This window comes from Chryseobacterium ginsengisoli (genome assembly GCF_039542325.1).
GTDB classification, from domain to species: domain Bacteria; phylum Bacteroidota; class Bacteroidia; order Flavobacteriales; family Weeksellaceae; genus Chryseobacterium; species Chryseobacterium ginsengisoli.
Genome location: NZ_BAABHX010000007.1, coordinates 104696 through 122246, shown reverse-complemented (window position 1 = coordinate 122246; position 17551 = coordinate 104696). Strand labels below are relative to the sequence as shown.

The 17551-nt window shown below is 34.2% G+C and carries 15 protein-coding genes; 10 read left to right on the top strand and 5 right to left on the bottom strand.

Going from position 1 to position 17551, the window contains the following annotated elements:
* Positions 1 to 4: 4 nt before the first annotated feature.
* Positions 5 to 955, bottom strand: a complete 951-nt coding sequence (locus ABD940_RS18525) for an MlaD family protein (protein WP_345207256.1) — start codon at positions 953 to 955, stop codon at positions 5 to 7.
* A 127-nt stretch (positions 956 to 1082) separates the two neighbouring features.
* Positions 1083 to 3224 (bottom strand): peptidylprolyl isomerase, encoded by a 2142-nt coding sequence (locus tag ABD940_RS18520; RefSeq protein WP_345207254.1) that lies wholly within the window; start codon positions 3222 to 3224, stop codon positions 1083 to 1085.
* Positions 3225 to 3483: 259 nt separating this feature from the next.
* Between ABD940_RS18520 and lon the strand changes: the two genes are divergently transcribed.
* Both lon and ABD940_RS18510 read left to right on the top strand, forming a co-directional pair.
* Positions 3484 to 5889: an endopeptidase La gene (lon, locus tag ABD940_RS18515; RefSeq protein WP_345207252.1), complete on the top strand. Its 2406-nt coding sequence runs from the start codon at positions 3484 to 3486 to the stop codon at positions 5887 to 5889.
* 219 nt (positions 5890 to 6108) lie between these two features.
* Positions 6109 to 7221, top strand: coding sequence for an AI-2E family transporter (locus tag ABD940_RS18510; RefSeq protein WP_345207250.1), 1113 nt, complete (start codon positions 6109 to 6111; stop codon positions 7219 to 7221).
* Positions 7222 to 7314: 93 nt separating this feature from the next.
* Here the strand turns inward: ABD940_RS18510 and ABD940_RS18505 are convergent, their stop codons facing one another.
* Positions 7315 to 7566 (bottom strand): bacteriocin-like protein, encoded by a 252-nt coding sequence (locus ABD940_RS18505; protein ID WP_345207248.1) that lies wholly within the window; start codon positions 7564 to 7566, stop codon positions 7315 to 7317.
* Between the two features lie 151 nt (positions 7567 to 7717).
* Between ABD940_RS18505 and ABD940_RS18500 the strand changes: the two genes are divergently transcribed.
* A complete protein-coding gene (locus tag ABD940_RS18500; RefSeq protein WP_345207246.1) occupies positions 7718 to 8095 on the top strand; it encodes a MauE/DoxX family redox-associated membrane protein in 378 nt (125 codons plus the stop codon).
* A gap of 85 nt (positions 8096 to 8180) precedes the next feature.
* Here ABD940_RS18500 and ABD940_RS18495 read toward each other — a convergent pair whose 3' ends face one another.
* A complete protein-coding gene (locus ABD940_RS18495; protein WP_345207244.1) occupies positions 8181 to 9539 on the bottom strand; it encodes an acyl-CoA dehydrogenase family protein in 1359 nt (452 codons plus the stop codon).
* A 207-nt stretch (positions 9540 to 9746) separates the two neighbouring features.
* Between ABD940_RS18495 and ABD940_RS18490 the strand changes: the two genes are divergently transcribed.
* Positions 9747 to 10655, top strand: a complete 909-nt coding sequence (locus tag ABD940_RS18490; protein ID WP_345207242.1) for a DUF4349 domain-containing protein — start codon at positions 9747 to 9749, stop codon at positions 10653 to 10655.
* Between the two features lie 76 nt (positions 10656 to 10731).
* Here the strand turns inward: ABD940_RS18490 and ABD940_RS18485 are convergent, their stop codons facing one another.
* Complete coding sequence (locus tag ABD940_RS18485) at positions 10732 to 12162, bottom strand: glycoside hydrolase family 125 protein (RefSeq protein WP_345207240.1); 1431 nt, start codon at positions 12160 to 12162, stop codon at positions 10732 to 10734.
* Between the two features lie 206 nt (positions 12163 to 12368).
* On the opposite strand from ABD940_RS18485, the gene pgi reads away from it, so the two are divergent.
* From pgi to ABD940_RS18455, 6 genes are read left to right on the top strand one after another with little or no spacing between them, the layout of a single operon-like run.
* On the top strand, positions 12369 to 14009 hold the full coding sequence (pgi, locus tag ABD940_RS18480; RefSeq protein WP_345207238.1) for a glucose-6-phosphate isomerase: 1641 nt from the start codon (positions 12369 to 12371) through the stop codon (positions 14007 to 14009).
* 42 nt (positions 14010 to 14051) lie between these two features.
* Complete coding sequence (locus ABD940_RS18475) at positions 14052 to 14270, top strand: hypothetical protein (protein WP_345207236.1); 219 nt, start codon at positions 14052 to 14054, stop codon at positions 14268 to 14270.
* On the top strand, positions 14260 to 14550 hold the full coding sequence (locus tag ABD940_RS18470) for a type II toxin-antitoxin system RelE/ParE family toxin (protein WP_345207234.1): 291 nt from the start codon (positions 14260 to 14262) through the stop codon (positions 14548 to 14550). The genes ABD940_RS18475 and ABD940_RS18470 overlap by 11 nt, the downstream gene beginning before the upstream one ends.
* A 31-nt stretch (positions 14551 to 14581) precedes the next feature.
* Positions 14582 to 15466: a bifunctional 5,10-methylenetetrahydrofolate dehydrogenase/5,10-methenyltetrahydrofolate cyclohydrolase gene (locus ABD940_RS18465; RefSeq protein WP_345207232.1), complete on the top strand. Its 885-nt coding sequence runs from the start codon at positions 14582 to 14584 to the stop codon at positions 15464 to 15466.
* 7 nt (positions 15467 to 15473) lie between these two features.
* Positions 15474 to 16103 (top strand): 7-carboxy-7-deazaguanine synthase QueE, encoded by a 630-nt coding sequence (locus ABD940_RS18460; RefSeq protein WP_345207231.1) that lies wholly within the window; start codon positions 15474 to 15476, stop codon positions 16101 to 16103.
* Positions 16104 to 16144: 41 nt separating this feature from the next.
* Complete coding sequence (locus tag ABD940_RS18455; RefSeq protein WP_345207229.1) at positions 16145 to 17515, top strand: exopolysaccharide biosynthesis polyprenyl glycosylphosphotransferase; 1371 nt, start codon at positions 16145 to 16147, stop codon at positions 17513 to 17515.
* Positions 17516 to 17551 lie beyond the last annotated feature (36 nt).

Sequence of the window (17551 nt, the reverse complement as noted above, 5' to 3'; positions counted from 1 at the left end):
TATATTAGTCTTTACTGTTCTTACCGAAAACCGAGAAATTAACGTATTTCTTAGGATGAGCCTTCAAATCTTCAATCAAAGCATTCAAATTATTTGATGCTGCATTAAGATTATTATAAAGCTGATCGTCTTTCATTATTTTACCCAAGCTTCCTTCGCCTCTGTCAATTCCTGAAACTACATTGTTCAACTGTCCAACTGTAGCATCTAAGTTTGCAATAGTTGCGTTCAGTTTTTTAGTATCAATACTTTCTGCTAAATTTCCGTATTTATCTAAAGTAACTTTACCAGTTTGCATTGTTACACTTGCATCATCAAGAACTTTCTGAAGCTTAGGATCATTGTGACCAACTAAAGAATTTACACTTCCTGCAGTTGTCTGTAAAGCTGCAACTGTTTTATTAAGATTAGACAACAATGCTTTAATTTCCTGTCTATTTTGAGCATCTACAAGCTGATTTGCGTTTGTCATTAACGAATCTACTCTATGCAAAACGACCTGTAGCTGATCTTTCACAGGACCTACCTGAGAAGAAAGACTTCCCAAAGTTCCTAATTTGAAAGCACCTTTTAAAGTATCACCATCTTTTGCGGTTTGTCCGCCGTACATCAAATTGATTCTCATCTCTTTACCGCCCATTAAACTCGGTTCAAAAATCTCTAACGTTGAATTTTTTGAAAACTCAAAATTATTATCAACAGTGATTTTTACAAGAAAATCGATTTTCCCGTCTTTTGCAGTACGAGGAATGATTTTATCAACCTGTCCTACCTTTAATCCATTGATGGATACAGGAGAAGACTGTGCTAAACCTTCTACATTTTCATATTGTGCGTAAAATATATTGTCGGTAGTAAAAAGGCTTCTGCCTTTCATAAATTGAAACAGCACCACGAAACCAATAATGGCCAGAAGTGCAATTACACCAGCTTTTAATTCTTTACTGAACTTCACTTGCTAAATTTTTTCTAATGAGCAAATATACTACATTTAAATTAATGTTTTTCTTTATTGCTCTGCGTTACACACAAAAAAAGCGGCAAAAACTTTGCCGCTTTTCATCTATCTGAAAAATATTTTCTTATTGTTGTTGAGAACCTAACTTGTTGTAGATCTCAATTCTGTAATCATCGATCTTAGCATTGTCCTGTAAGCTCTTTAACCAAGCCTGTCCGAACATTCCTCCGTTTCTCTGAGTAACAGATTCTGTAAATTGTTTAAGATCTCCAGGTTGTTTGTTTACTGTTTCGTTCTTTTTGATTAAAACATAAACTCCTGTTCCACCTTCAACCGGGTTAGAAAGTTTTCCTTTCGCAACTCCGAATGCAGCACCAGCAACTTTTGGTTCCATAGAACCTGCAACTGATGGGCTTAATAAGTTAACCTGTGCAGATTGTTTTGTTGTTCCGAATTGTTTTGCAATCTGGTCTAAACCTGACTTTCCAATTTTCTCAACAATTTGTTTTGCAGCCAATTTATTTTTAACAACAGTTTCAATCTGATCTCTTACAGATTCAGGATCTGCAGTTCCTTTATCTTGTTTACCGTTTAAGTAAACCACGATTTTATCTCCTGTTCCGTCTACAGTAAAGAATTCTGTATCTCCTTTTTCTCTCTTTTTATCGAAAGCCCAAGCTAAGATATCTCCATCCTTTTCTGTTCCTAAACCTTGAAGCTGACCGTCGAATCTTTTCGCCTGTTTAGGATTTGAGAACTGATAGTTTCCTTTTTTAGCAATATTCACGAAATCGTTGAAAGATTTCCCTTGAACCTGCTGAATGAATCTTCTAGCATTTTTATCTGTAGCAGCTTCTGTAGCATCAGAAGGCTTAACAGCTTTTACTAAATGAGCAACTTTATAGCTCATTGTTCCTGCTTTTTTATCTTCTACATTAATAATATGGTAACCAAATTCTGTTTCAGCTAGACCAGTAGAACCTTTTGCATTGCTTGCCAAAAAGTTAAGATAACCTGGAGCAAATTGACTTTGAGGAGTCGTCCAGCCAACACTACCGTTTCTTTCAACTGCATTCGGCTCATCAGAAAGCTTAAGACCATTTGCAAAAGCAGCCGGATTAGCTTTAATTACAGCTAAAAGGCTATCAGCAATCTTTTTTGCCTGCTCTTTAGTTCTTGTAGCTGTCGATCTTTCTGCTCCTTTATAAGAAATCAAAATATGTTTAGATAATGTAGAATCTGAAGCTTTTTTATCTAAAAGTTTAGAAACCACATAGAAATTTTGCTCCTTATAAGGTCCAAAAGTCTGTCCAATAGCCGCAGATGGAATTTGAGCCTGAATAGTTTGCGGCAACTGGTTTGGCGTCACATATTGATTATTGTAAGGCATATCAGAATTAGCCATTACGAACATAGAATCATTCTTTGTATTCTGGAAGTTTTCAGTACCTCCGCTCGCATCAGTTCCTGCTGAGAATAATTTATTGATTTCTTTCTGAGCTACTGCATCATCTGCTGCGCTCGGTTTAGAAGGAAAATAAACAATTCCTAAATTTCTGCTCGCATCAGCTTTAAACATTACAGGATGCTGATTGATATAATTAGCCAAATCTTCAGTTGTAACTTTGATGTTATTTTTTTGAAGATAAGTAGCATAATCTACTTTTACAAAATCGATATCAGCTAACTGATCTCTTTCTTTCATCAACTCTTCAGCCTCCTTTTTACCTGTTGTGATACCTGCAGAAACATTAGCAAAGACCTGTCTTGCCATCAATCTGTATTCGATTGACTTTCTGGATTTCAACCACTGGTTGTAACCTTCCGGCGAAGCTGCCTTCATGTCTTCTATTTGTTTTTTAAGCTCTTGGGTTTTGAAATTACCTTTTTCGTCAAAAAACTGTTTCTGCTGAGCAAACATCTGATCAAACTGAAGTTGATTCCAGAAATAATCTTCCGTCATTTCGAAGCCCATTTTTTCGAATTGCTGCTTGATCAGTTTCGACTGTACAAGCAATTGCCAAGCCTGCTCTTCAAGACCAGTCTTCGGCTGACCCTGTTGTTCAGCCTGTTGCTGCAACACGAAAAGTTGATCATCAAACTCTCCACGGGTAATTTTCTCACCATTTACTTTTCCTAAAACATCAGGATTTTTTCCAAAAACCTTATCAATACTATCTGGGTTTACAAGGAACGCCAAAAGCGCCAATGCAATTACTCCCATCAAAAGCCAAGGTCTACTCCTAATTGATCCTAAAATTGCCATTATATAAATTATAGTTTTTTATCAGTTTGCGAAAATACACATTTTTAAGAAATTACGGAACTCCAAGTGCTTTTTTTAATTTTTAAAATTCAAATTTTATAAAAAAAGGAAATTTTGACCATATTTTTTAGCAAAAAATGAATGGCATGGGTCTTGTGCAATTTAAGCACACATAATATGCTGCCCTATATAAAAGCATATTATAAAATTTCACGTTAACGAATTAAAACGACAATGACAATTTGTCATTCGATTTATTATGACAGAATTTGAAGATATTAGTTTAGAAGAAATGATAAGCGACGGATTTGATATTGTAGCCGAAGAGATCAACCTTTCAGATCTTGCGGAGACAGAAAGAAATTCTGAGCAAAAAATATTCCCGATCCTTCCCGTAAGAAATATGGTAATGTTCCCGAACGTTGTCATCCCTATCACAGCCGGAAGAAAAACCTCAATACAACTTCTCGAAGAAGCTCAGAAAAATGGAGATTTTATTGGAATTGTAAGTCAGAAAAACTCAGATTTGGAGCAGCCGGCGGAAAAAGACATATTCCAGATCGGTACGTTGGCAAAGATTATTAAAATTATAAAGCTTCCTGAAGGTAATATTACAGCCATTACAAAAGGTTTTCACAGGTTTAAGATCAAGAAAATGGTTGAAAACCAGCCTTATTTCAAAGCTGAAATTACCAAATTGAAAGACGGAAAAGCAAAAAATAAAGAAGAATACGAAGCATTACTGGAAAATGTTAAAGATTTAGCTTTAAAAATAATTGAGCTTGATCCAAATATTCCAAATGCAGCCAATTTTGCGATAAAGAATATTAATAATAATGATGATCTATTAAATTTCATTTGCACAAACGCCAATTTTCCATCTTCTGAAAAGCAAAAACTGCTTGAAGAGAAAAATTTAATGGAAAGAGCTAATAAGTGTTATGAAATGATGCATGAAGATTTCAGAAAGCTGGAATTAAGAAATCAGATTCATCAGAAAACATCAAAGGATCTTGATAAGCAACAGAAGGAATATTTTCTGAATCAACAGATTAGAACTATCCAAGAAGAATTGGGAGGAGGTACTGAAGGTGATATTGATGATCTGATTGCAAAAGCAAGAAAGAAAAAATGGAGCGGTGAAGTTGAGGAACATTTTCAAAAGGAAATCAACAGATTACAACGTCAAAATCCAAACTCGCCTGATTATAATGTTCAGAGAAATTATTTGGATTTCTTCACAGATTTACCTTGGGAAACTTACACAAAAGACGTTTTTGACATTGCAAAAGCTGAAAAAGTTTTAGATAAAGCTCATTTCGGATTGGAAGATATCAAGAAAAGAATTTTGGAGCACATGGCTGTTTTGAAATTAAAAAACAACATGAAATCTCCTATTCTACTATTAGTCGGACCTCCGGGAGTTGGTAAAACTTCATTAGGAAAATCAATTGCAGATGCGTTGGGAAGAAAATATGTAAGACTTTCTTTAGGTGGACTTCACGACGAAAGCGAAATCCGCGGACACAGAAAAACTTACATTGGTGCGATGGCGGGTAGAATTCTTCAATCTATCAAGAAATCAGGAACTTCCAATCCTGTAATTGTTTTAGACGAGATGGATAAAATCGCCCAAGGATTACACGGTGATCCAAGTTCTGCACTTCTTGAAGTTCTTGATCCTGAACAAAATAAGTCTTTTTATGACAATTTTCTGGAAATGGGTTATGATTTGTCTAAGGTAATGTTCATTGCAACGGCAAACTCATTGTCAACGATCCAAAGTCCGCTTTTGGACAGAACTGAAATCATCCAGATTGCGGGTTATACTTTAGAGGAAAAAATTGAAATTGCAAAAAGACATTTAATTAAAAAACAACAGGAAGAAAACGGTTTGGATTCAAAATCATTCAAACTTGGAAATCCTGAATTAAAACATATCATTGAAGCTCATACTTCGGAAAGCGGTGTAAGATCTTTAGAAAAAAGAATTGCAGGAATCGCACGTTGGGTTGCATTGCAAACGGCTTTAGTAAAAGAATATGATCCTAAGATTTCGCTTGAAAAAGTAGATGAAATTCTTGGAGTTCCGAGACCGAAAAGCTTATCGGAAATCACTGGAGTTCCGGGAGTTGTTACAGGTCTTGCATGGACAAGCGTCGGAGGAGATATCTTATTCATTGAAAGCATTTTAAGCAACGGAAAAGGTGCTTTAACCATGACCGGAAACTTAGGGACTGTCATGAAAGAATCTGCAACAATTGCTTTAGAATACATCAAAGCAAAACACGATGAGCTTGGAATTTCTCAGGAAGATATCGAAAAACATAATATTCACGTTCACGTTCCGGAAGGAGCAACTCCGAAAGACGGGCCTTCTGCGGGAATCGCTATGCTGACTTCGATGGTTTCTTCATTTAAGAATAAAAAAGTAAAACCTCACCTTGCAATGACTGGTGAAATTACGCTAAGAGGAAAAGTACTTCCAGTAGGTGGAATTAAAGAAAAATTGCTGGCTGCAACAAGAGCAGGAATTCAGGAAGTAATTCTTTGTGAAGCAAACAGAAAAGATGTTGAGGAAATCAAAAAAGATTATCTTAAAAACCTTAAAGTTCATTATGTCAACAGAATGGAAGAAGTAGTTGATATCGCGATCGAAAAATAAATATAAATATTAACATTCTCAATAAAAGAAAACACGTCTCAGATTTTTGGGACGTGTTTTTGATTTTATAAAGATGATTTGATTCTTTCAAAGTCCGGATATCTTTTCTCAATGGCATAAAATTTTCTAGAGCTTATGAAAAGAATTAAAGTTAATTAACCAAATAAACCCTTCAATTCGAAAGGGTTTTCTTATTTTTATAGTGACGATTTTGAAATTATGAATTTACTTCGACTCCCTTTTTTAGTCAAACTTACGCTTGTTGTCATTTCCATTATTGGTCTTGGCTATCTTTTAGCGTTAGGCGAAAGCATTTTAGCACCTTTCTTTCTGGCATTTTTGATGGCAATGCTTTTTTTGCCGATTGCCAATTTTATGGAAAGAAGGTTAAGATTTTCGAGATCTTTGTCTACGATTACATCTGTTCTAATTATGTTAACTATTTTAACGGGATTAATTTATTTCTTTGGATCTCAATTATCAGATTTTAGTAAGGATGTTCCGCATCTTTCTAAACAGTTTAATCAGGTTTTTCATAATTTACAGACTTGGATATCGCATACTTTTAATGTAAAAGTTGATGAACAGTTCACTTATCTCGATCAGGGGTTGAGTAAACTTCTCTCTTCTACAGGTGTGATTTTGGGCTTTACTTTCGGTATTTTTTCCACAGGACTTGGTTTTATTGTTTTCTTTATCTTATTTTTTATTTTCATCTTAAATTACAGAAGAGTTTTAAATAATTTTATTGTAACGGTTTTTAATGAAAAACATAAAGCAAATGTTCAGGAAATCGTGAATGAAGTAAGGATCATGACGAAGAAGTATATTACCGGACTTTGCCTGCAGGTTCTGATAGTCTCTATCCTTACATCAACAGTTTTAACTATTTTCGGAGTAAAATACGCTATTCTTTTGGGAATTTTGACAGGTTTATTAAATGTGATTCCTTATCTGGGAATATGTATTTCACTTTTAATTTCTTGTTTTATTGCCTTTGCAACTACGACTCCATCCACTTGTATTTATGTGGCGATCGGCTATATTGGTATTCATATTGTTGACGGAAATATTGTCCTGCCGTTCGTTGTAGGTTCAAAAGTAAAAATCAATGCCCTGTTTTCTTTTCTCGGAATCATCATCGGAGAACATCTTTGGGGAATTGCGGGAATGTTTTTGTGTATTCCGGCAATCGCAATCATTAAAATTATTTTTGAAAGAGTTGATGGTTTAAAGCCTTGGGGAAAATTATTAGGCGAGGAAGAAAAACCTCACAAAAAGAAAAAAAGTTACAAAATTTCGAAAAATATTACTTTAAAAGAAATGGATTGATTCATGAATAATAAGTAATTGGTAATGAATAATTTTTCAGCTAATCAATATTTAATATAAAAGAAAGCCTTCAAATTGAAGGCTTTTTATTTTTTACGCTGCGCAAAGTGGGCTCATTCCGTTCGGACATGTTTCAGTACAATAGATATACGTTCCGTTATCCGGACAATATCCGATTGGATCTCCTGGTGGATCCGTTGGTCCACCTCCTCCACCTAAACATGGATCTCCTGGTGGAATCTTGCATGGACAACCAATTGGTCCAATATCACATTTTCCGGGACCTCCTCCTCCTTGAATTTCTTTTAAATCTGTACGATTCAATTTTTTAAGATTTTTCAACATACTATTTCGTTTTAATTTGTCTGTCAGACAAATATATAAAATCAAAAGATACAACCGTCTATTATTTCCCTAAAAAGAGAATATTTTTAAAATTATTTCCTTTTCTAACAACGAATTAGATTTTTATTTAATTTTAATAAAAAATCATATTATGAAAATCGTAAAATTTATTCTGTCCCTTCTTTTCGGACTTATGTTTATGAATGCGGGACTCGACAAATTCTTCCATTACACTCCAATGCCAAAATTGACTGATGCGCAAATTAAAGTTTTTGCCGCCTTCAATGAAATCGGTTGGTTGATGCCATTGGTCGGAACAGTTGAAGTAATCGGCGGGTTATTATTTATCTTTCCTAAAACCAGAGCATTGGGCGCAATCATTATTCTTCCGGTTATGGTCGGAATTGTATTACATAACGTTTGCAAAGATCAGTCTCAAATGGGAATTATAATTTCAGTTGTCCTGTTTTTGGTTAACCTTTGGATGATTGTCGATAACAAAGAAAAATATAAAGCCTTAGTAAGCTAAAAAAGATAATGGTCAATTGTGAATTCGCTTTGTCTGTTAATTTCTAATTCACTTGCTGACAAAATTCACAATTGACCATTTAATATTATACAAATGCACTGAAGCCTGTAATCGATCTTCCGACAATCAGTGAATTGATTTCTTTCGTTCCTTCGTAAGAATAAATTGCTTCTGAATCGGCTACAAATCTTGCGACATCATATTCAAGCAGAATTCCGTTTCCGCCCATCACTTCACGTGCTCTGGAAACAATATCTCTTGTTCTTAAGGTACAGAAAACTTTCGCTAAAGAAGCGTGTTCATCTTTAAGAATTCCTTCATCCTGCATTTCGGAAAGTCTGAAAACCATTGTCTGCATCGCCGTAAGATTTGACAGCATTTCTACCAAATGTCCCTGAATCATTTGAAAAGACGCAATCGGTTTTCCAAATTGTTCACGCGTTCTTGTGTACGCCAAAGCACTTTCATACGCACCTCTCGCGCAACCTGTTGCCATCCAAGCCACTCCGGCTCTTGTCATTCTTAGTACTTTTGCAGTGTCTTTGAATGAATTGGCATTTTGTAATCTGTTTTCTTCGGTGACTAAACAATCCTTCAAAGTTATCAATCCGTTCTGAACGATTCTTAATGCCATTTTTCCTTTGATTTTCTCAACAGAATAACCCGGATTATCTTTTTCAACAATAAAACCTTTTACTTCACCATCATCTAAATCTCTTGCCCAAATAATAATTAAATCTGCAAATGTTGCATTTCCGATCCATTTTTTCTGACCATTTAAAATCCAGCCTTCAGGAGTTTTTTTACAGGTCACTGTTAAACCACCTGCAGCTCCGGAACCGACTTCCGGTTCTGTTAAACCGAATGCTCCTATTTTTTCAAACTTCTGCATTTGAGGAAGCCATTTTTGTTTTTGTTCTTCCGAACCGCAAATATAAATTGAACCCATTGATAAACCCGACTGTACGCCAAAGAAAGTAGCAATCGAAGCATCAATTCTCGCCATTTCCATCGCAATGACACCTTCCATTAAAAAAGGCATTCCAGGACAGCCGTAACCTTCATATGTTACGCCACAAATATCAAGTTTTTGGAATTTTGGAATTAATTCAAAAGGAAATTCGTCTCTTAGCCAATAATGGTTTACCAAGGGTTTCACTTCTTTTTCCATGAAAGCTCTTACTTTCAACTGAATTTCGCGCTGTTCAGGACTTAATGTGTGATAAATATCGTAGAAATCACCATCAATTGGCGGTAGTTCTTTCTTTTTCTTATTCGGATCGAGCATTTTTATTAGACCTCCGAGTTGTTTATCATCAAGTTTTGAGAAGCTTTGCATCAGTTTTGGCAGGTCAACTTTTTGAGAAATGACACTTAACTGATCAAAATCTATTGATCTGAATAAATCTATCGCGTTTCTGATTTTGGAAAAAGTATTTGACATAGTAATTGTTTGTGTGTTGATTTGTAAAAGTTAAGCAAAAATTAATCCGAAAACAAGCACCTTTTACTGACTTCATTTTACAAAACGTTGATTATGAAATATTTAAAATAGAATCTCTCTTTACAAATTTTTTACCCGCGATTTTCAAACTTTACAAATGATTCCGTCTGAACTTTGGGATAAGCAAAACATTAAAAAATAAATATCATGAAAACCACTTACATCAGATTATCAATCGCAACAGCACTTTTATTAGGAATTTATTCATGTAAAAAAGGAGAAGCAACTGCAGATTACGAAAAAACAACGAGCCTAGATTCTGCAGCTGTTGCAGTATCAGACAGTGTTTCTTCAGTTGCAACAATGAAAGTAAAAGACAAACAATTCATTAAAACCGCAGATGTGAATATGGAGGTGAAAGATGTTTATGATGCAACAATTTCCATTGAAAAATCTGTTCAGGAATTGGGAGGATTCGTTACGCACAGTGATTTAAAAAGAAATGTCGTTTCAGAAGACACTTACAATACTTCAAACGAAGAAGCTATGTTGGTAAAAAAATATCAATCGGAAAATACAATGCAGGTAAGGGTTCCGACAACAAGATTAGGTGAATTACTGACTATAATTAATGATAAAAAACTATTCCTGAATTCAAGATCAATTAATGCAGAAGATGTGACTTCAAGTATAAAATATGCTGAATTAGAAGGAAAAAGAATCAAAAAAACGGGTGAAAATATTTCTCAGCTAAAAACCAATAAAGACAAAGTAAAACTCGACGACGAAAATATGTCTGAAAACAACCAGCAACAACTGGCAAATATGGATGTAACCGATAATCTGAAGTACAGCACTGTCGATATTTATATTAAAGAACCTAAAATCAGAATTGCAGAAATTGCCATTACCAACACAAAAAGTATAGATGATAAATATAAATTCGATTTCATTTACAGTGCAAAATCGGCTTTCGTGGAAGGATATTATTTAATTCAAAAAATTATTGTTGGATTAATTACAATTTGGCCACTTGTATTGATTGGAGCTGCAATTGTCTATTTCTTAAGAAAAAGAAAATCGCCTAAAAAAGAACAGACAACTACAGAAATATAAGCTTTTCTAACCTTTGGTTATCAACATATATTTAAATTTTACAAGAAACCTCCAGATTTTCAGGAGGTTTTTATATTTAGAACTTTCTTTTCAGAATTTCAGGTTTTGTTTTATGAAGGTGAAGAATCACTTCGCCAAAAAGTGTATTTGCCCAAGCAAACCACGATCTTGTAAAATCTTTCGGATTATCAACATCAAAAGATTCATGAATAAATCCTGTTCCAGCGTGAGTTGCCTTTATCGTTTTCAAGCAATAGATAATTTCCTCTTCATTATCGGTTGTCAAAGCCTGCATAATTAATCCGAGAGGCCAGATTTTATGTTCTCCGATGTGCGGTCCGCCAATTCCTTTGGCAAATTTCCCTTCGCTGAACCATGGATTTGACTTATTTAAAGAAAATTTTCTCGTGTTTTTGTAAATTTCATCATCTTTTGAAGCATATCCCAAATAGGGAATCGACAACAAATTCGGAACATTGGCATCATCCATAAATAAAGCATTTCCGAAACCGTCGATTTCCAGAGCATAGATTTTTCCGGCTTCAGGATGATTTAAAATAGCATATTTCTGAATGGCTTCATCCACTTCTTTCGCTAATTTTTTAAATTGATCTGAAGAATTTTCATCTTTTAAAATTTCAGAAAAAATCTCTGCTGTTTCTCTCAAAGAAACCACTGCAAACATATTGGAAGAAATCAAAAACGGATAAAAAGTAGAATCATCAGAAGGTCGGAACATCGAATGAATCAAGCCGATCTTTTTTGTCGGATTTCCGTAACCGCCACCAAATTGTGTGTCTAAAGGATTTCCATTTGATCTTTGAAATTTATACGGACCTTTTGAATCTTTTCGTTGCTGTTCTTGAAATGTCTGTAAAATTAAAAGCATTGCTTTTTTCCAATCGGCATCAAAAACTGAAGAATCGCCAGTTATTTTCCAATAATTGTAAGACAAACGCATTACATAACATAAAGAATCGATTTCCCATTTTCGTTCGTGAATTCCGGGTTTCATCTGCGTAGAATCGTTTTTCCATTCGCTTATTTTACTTGCATTATCGAAAAATGCATTCGCATAAGGATCAAGAAGAACACATTCGACCTGTTTATTGATAACACCTTTCAAAAGATCTTTTAATTTTTCATCTGCATTGGCAAGACTTAAGTAAGGATAAACCTGCGCCGAAGAATCACGAAGCCACATCGCGTCAATATCTCCTGTGATTACATATGTAAAAGGTTTGCTATCTTTCACATAAAATTTCACCGTTGTATCCAATGTGTTTGGGAAACAATTTTCAAACATCCAAGCCAATTCTTCATCAGCAATAGATTTTTTGATGGTTTTTATTGTTTTTTCAACAGCTTCGGAAACGAATTTTCTTTGATCCAAATTTGGTCTTTTAGAAATAAAATCATTTATAAATAAAAATTTTGCGGAGGTTGGTAAAGCGAAAAACCCTAATCCTAATGAAGATTTTTTAATGAAATTTCTTCTGTCAAGCATGATCTTAATAAAAAATATTTAACCCTAAAAGTAATAATTTTAAAGATTAAAATCTTCATTTAATAATAAACTTAGAATCGATTTTTAATCATCAATTAACATCATTGAAGTAAAATTCCGTAAATTTGCAAATCAATAATTTTGCATGAGGATTTGGCATTCAACAATCCTAGATCCAAAGCCTTAAAACCCTAATTTCTAAATATATGCTATCAAAAATAAATCCTACTCAAACCAATAGCTGGAAAGCGCTTGACGAACAATTTGCAAATAATGATTTCGATTTAAGAAGCCTTTTTGCATATAATCCGAATCGTTTTAATGAATTTTCTATCAAAAGACCTAACTTTTTGTTCGATTATTCTAAAAATCTGATCGATTCTAAAACGAAAAATCTTTTATTAAATCTTGCTGAAGAATGTGAATTGAAAGATGCAATTTCTAAAATGTTTTCTGGAGATAAGATTAATGAGACGGAAGGAAGAGCAGTTTTACATACAGCTTTGAGAGATTTTTCCGATAAAGAAATTTTGGTAGACGGAGAAAACATCAAACCTCAAATTAAAAGAGTGTTGGATCACATGAAATCTTTTTCTGAAAGCATTATTTCAGGAGATCATAAAGGTTTCACAGGAAAAGAAATTACAGATGTTGTCAATATCGGAATCGGAGGTTCAGATTTGGGACCTGTGATGGTGGTTTCGGCTTTGAAACATTTTAAAACTAGGTTAAATGTTCATTTTGTTTCTAACGTGGACGGAAATCATATGGCGGAAGTTGTAAAGAACTTAAATCCTGAAACAACTTTATTTATCATTGCTTCTAAAACGTTTACAACTCAGGAAACAATGACGAACGCAAATTCAGCGAAAGACTGGTTCTTAAAAGCTGGAAAACAAGAAGATGTAGCCAAACACTTTGTAGCTTTATCTACTAATGTTCAAGCAGTTAAAGACTTCGGAATCGCAGAAGAAAATATTTTTGAATTCTGGGATTGGGTTGGTGGAAGATATTCACTTTGGAGCGCAATTGGCTTAAGTATCGTTCTTTCAGTTGGATATGAAAATTTTGAACAACTATTAAGAGGAGCTTACGACACGGATCAACATTTCCAGACAGCAGATTTTTCTGAAAACATTCCTGTTTTAATGGGATTAATTGGAATTTGGTATCGTAATTTTTATGCCGCTACAACGGTTGCAATTCTTCCTTATTCACAGTATTTAGATAGATTCCCTGCCTATTTCCAACAAGGAGATATGGAAAGTAATGGAAAATGTGTTGACAGAAACGGTGAATTCGTAGAATACGAAACAGGACCAATCATTTGGGGAGAACCGGGAACAAACGGGCAACACGCTTTCTACCAATTGATTCACCAAGGAACGGAATTGGTTCCTGCAGATTTTATTGCCTATGCAAAAAGTCCGAACAAAGTTTCAGATCACCAAGATAAATTATTAGCAAACTTTTTCGCTCAGACTGAGGCACTTGCCTTTGGGAAAACAGAAGAAGAAGTTGAAGCAGAACTAAAAGCTTCAGGAAAAACCGATGAAGAAATTGATTTCTTATTGAATTACAAAGTCTTCCACGGAAACACGCCAACCAATTCATTCTTGTTCAATGAATTAACTCCTTTTTCATTAGGACAATTAATTGCTTTATATGAACATAAAATTTTCGTTCAGGGAGTGATTTGGAATATTTTCAGTTTCGATCAGTTTGGTGTGGAATTAGGAAAAGTTTTAGCTAATAAAATCCTTCCGGAACTTGAAAAGAATGAGGCAATTAGTTCTCATGATTCTTCGACGAACGGGTTGATTAATTATTATAAATCAAACAAATAAATTATTGTTGATTTTCATTAATTTTGATTAAAAATAAAAGATATGACACAGATTATCATTAACCTAAATAACAAGGAAGAAGAGACCTTTGTGGAAACTTTTTTGAAAAGAATGAAAATCAGCTTTGAAAAAAATGAGGATGGTTTTGCGTTGACAGATGAAATGAAAAGAGTGATTGATGAAAGATTAGCTGAAGATGAAAGTACATATGTAGATGCCGAAGAGTCTTTAAAAAAGATTTCTGAAAAATATGGTATATAAAATTGTTTTATCTACAAAAGCAGAAATAGAAATTGATGATGCTATTCAATATTATAATCAATTTTCTAAATCAGCAGCAAAATCTTTTAAGAAACAACTTTCAGACTCCTATAGAAAGATTCGACTGAATCCTTTTTTTGAAAAAAGATATAATAATGTAAGATTCTTACCATTTCCGAAGTATCCTTATATTGTTTTATTTCGGATTGATGAAATAGCAAAGAAAGTTTTTGTACTTTCCGTTTTCTGCACCCATCAGAATCCAGAAAAATATCCTTAAAAAATCTAATAAAAAGTAATAAAAGTAAAAAATGGCAGAAATTCTTGACGGATTAAAAGTATCCAAAGAAATAAAAGCAGAAATCAAGGTTGAAGTTGAAAAAATCGTTGCTTCAAAAAGAAGAGCACCCCATTTGGCAGCAATTCTTGTTGGAAACAACGGAGCGAGCAAGGCTTATGTAAATGCTAAAGTGAAAGATTGTGAAGAAGTAGGTTTCCAGTCGAGCTTAGTTAAATTTCCAAGCACGGTTTCTGAATCTGAATTATTGGAAAAAATTGAAGAACTTAATAAGGATAAATCTGTAGACGGATTTATCGTTCAGTTGCCTTTGCCAGATCAGGTTGATCAGGAGAAAATCATTAATGCTATTGATCCAAGAAAAGATGTTGATGGTTTCCACCCTACAAATTTTGGGAAAATGGCTTTGGAAATGGACACTTTTCTTCCTGCGACCCCATTCGGAATTTTAACATTATTGGAAAGATATAATATTGAAACAAAAGGTAAAGACTGTGTCATCATCGGAAGAAGTAAAATCGTAGGAAGACCAATGAGTATTTTGATGGGAAGAAAAGATTTTCCCGGAAACTCAACGGTTACGTTGACACACTCTTACACAAAAGACATTGAAGAATATACTAAAAAAGCAGACATCGTAATTACAGCTTTAGGTGATCCTCACTTTTTAAAAGGTGAAATGATTAAAGACGGTGCAGTGATTGTTGACGTAGGAATTACAAGAGTAGACGACGATTCTCCAAAAGGATATTATTTGGCAGGTGACGTAGATTTCGACAGTTGTGCAGCAAAAGCAAGCTGGATCACGCCGGTTCCGGGAGGAGTTGGACCTATGACCAGAGCGATGTTGATGAAAAACACCATCATTGCTTATAAGACTTCAGTCTATAACGACTAATTTTAAAATGAATAAAGAAGAAGATATTTTATTAAAAGAAGGTAAAATGCTCCCTGTAATGGAGCATTTTTACACTCTTCAGGGAGAAGGAGCACACACGGGAAAAGCAGCCTATTTCATCAGATTGGGCGGTTGCGACGTCGGGTGTCACTGGTGTGATGTGAAGGAAAGCTGGGATCCGACTTTACATCCATTAATGAATGCAGAAGAAATTGCAGAAACAGCCGCAAAGCACTGTAAAACAATTGTTTTAACAGGCGGTGAACCATTAATGTGGAATCTTGAAATTTTAACATCCAAATTAAAAGAATTGGGATGTACAGTTCATATTGAAACTTCAGGAGCTTATCCGATGAGCGGGCAAATCGACTGGATTACCCTTTCACCAAAGAAAACGGGACTTCCAAAAGAGGAAATTTATCAAAAAGCTCATGAACTTAAAATGATTGTTTTTAATAATAATGATTTTAAATTTGCTCAGGAGCAGGCTTCAAAAGTTTCAGAAAATTGTACTTTATATCTTCAGAGTGAATGGAGCAAACGTGATGAAATGTATCCAAAGATCACAGACTTCATTTTGGAACATCCTGAATGGAGAGCATCAGTTCAGACTCATAAATATCTGAATATCCCATAAAAATATGTAACTTAGCCCTTCGTATCCGAAAATACTGATAGATGCAGAGAATTCGATACTCTAGATACTTGAAATCGATCATCATTTTGCTTGACCTTTTGGTTATTGCATCTATTTTTATATTCTTTTTCCTGAGCCGAAATCAAGACTTAAAGTATAACCAGGAAACATGGTATCAGAACTTATTTTCTTTGGCGTTATTGTTCTTGTTCTGGATGCTTCTGAGCGGTAGAACAAGAATCTATAATATTCCGAGAAACTTAACATATACTTTGTTTCTGGAACGGCTTCTCGTTCATTTTTTGTTGTTTATTTTGGGCGTTTTGCTGATAGGAAAAGTAAGTTACAATGTATTTTTCAATTCGGATATATATTGGCTTTCGTTTTATTTATTTTTCTTTATTTTCTTAGCTAAATCATTGATATTCTTTGGGATAAAATATTTCCGAAGCTTGGGTATCAATCACAGAAACATTATGTTTTTACATGAAAACAGCTCTACGGAAGTTTTAAAGAATATTTTAAAAGAAAGAAAAGATTACGGTTACAAAATTTTCGATTATGAAAATCCTGAAATTGAAGCCAATGAATTAATAGAATTCTGGAAAACAAACGGAATTCATACTTTATTTATTCCAACAGAAAATTCTTACGACGAAAAACAGGAAAAGGATATTTTCAGATTAGCAGAAGCCAACAAAGTTCATATTTCACTGATTCCCAGCATTACACAAAGTAATTTCTTTTTGTATGATATGGGCTACATTCAAACGCAACCCGTTCTTAATCAGGCAAGATATCCATTAGATTATTATTCAAATTTTTTGTTAAAAAGAACTTTCGACATTGTTTTTTCAGCCTTTGTTTTGGTATTTATTTGTTCGTGGTTATTCCCGATTATTACAATTTTAATTAAATCTTCATCAAAGGGGCCTGCTTTTTTCATACAAAAAAGATATGGTTTCCATGAAGAGGTTTTTGATTGTATTAAATTCCGGACAATGATCGTGAATGATGAATCTTCAACAAAAACAACAGAGGAAAACGATGCAAGAATAACGAAGATCGGTAAATTCTTAAGAAAAACCAGTCTTGACGAAATGCCACAATTTTTAAATGTTTTAAAAGGACAAATGTCAATCGTCGGTCCAAGACCACATATGTTGGCTGTAGATAATTATTACAAACCTAAAATCGGGCGATACAGTTTACGAAGCATGGTAAGTCCCGGAATTACAGGTCTTGCGCAGGTAAACGGGCTTCGTGGTGACGCAGGAGACGTAGAAGTTGAAATGAATAAAAGAGTTTTGGCAGATGCTTTTTATGTAAGAAACTGGAGTTTCGTACTTGATCTGGTTATCATTTTAAAAACAGTTTTATTAGTTGTCGGTGGAGATAAAAACGCAAAATAAAGATTTTGGTCTACATTATGATATAATAGTTTTAAG

Excerpts from the sequence above, each read along its gene's own strand:
- ABD940_RS18505 (WP_345207248.1), bottom strand. The coding sequence starts at position 7,566 with ATGTTGAAAAATCTTAAAAAATTGAATCGTACAGATTTAAAAGAAATT.
- ABD940_RS18470 (WP_345207234.1), top strand. The coding sequence starts at position 14,260 with ATGGTATATAAAATTGTTTTATCTACAAAAGCAGAAATAGAAATTGAT.
- ABD940_RS18460 (WP_345207231.1), top strand. The coding sequence starts at position 15,474 with ATGAATAAAGAAGAAGATATTTTATTAAAAGAAGGTAAAATGCTCCCT.
- lon (WP_345207252.1), top strand. The coding sequence starts at position 3,484 with ATGACAGAATTTGAAGATATTAGTTTAGAAGAAATGATAAGCGACGGA.
- ABD940_RS18510 (WP_345207250.1), top strand. The coding sequence starts at position 6,109 with ATGAATTTACTTCGACTCCCTTTTTTAGTCAAACTTACGCTTGTTGTC.
- ABD940_RS18475 (WP_345207236.1), top strand. The coding sequence starts at position 14,052 with ATGACACAGATTATCATTAACCTAAATAACAAGGAAGAAGAGACCTTT.
- ABD940_RS18485 (WP_345207240.1), bottom strand. The coding sequence starts at position 12,162 with ATGCTTGACAGAAGAAATTTCATTAAAAAATCTTCATTAGGATTAGGG.
- ABD940_RS18520 (WP_345207254.1), bottom strand. The coding sequence starts at position 3,224 with ATGGCAATTTTAGGATCAATTAGGAGTAGACCTTGGCTTTTGATGGGA.
- ABD940_RS18490 (WP_345207242.1), top strand. The coding sequence starts at position 9,747 with ATGAAAACCACTTACATCAGATTATCAATCGCAACAGCACTTTTATTA.
- ABD940_RS18500 (WP_345207246.1), top strand. The coding sequence starts at position 7,718 with ATGAAAATCGTAAAATTTATTCTGTCCCTTCTTTTCGGACTTATGTTT.
- ABD940_RS18465 (WP_345207232.1), top strand. The coding sequence starts at position 14,582 with ATGGCAGAAATTCTTGACGGATTAAAAGTATCCAAAGAAATAAAAGCA.
- pgi (WP_345207238.1), top strand. The coding sequence starts at position 12,369 with ATGCTATCAAAAATAAATCCTACTCAAACCAATAGCTGGAAAGCGCTT.
- ABD940_RS18455 (WP_345207229.1), top strand. The coding sequence starts at position 16,145 with ATGCAGAGAATTCGATACTCTAGATACTTGAAATCGATCATCATTTTG.
- ABD940_RS18495 (WP_345207244.1), bottom strand. The coding sequence starts at position 9,539 with ATGTCAAATACTTTTTCCAAAATCAGAAACGCGATAGATTTATTCAGA.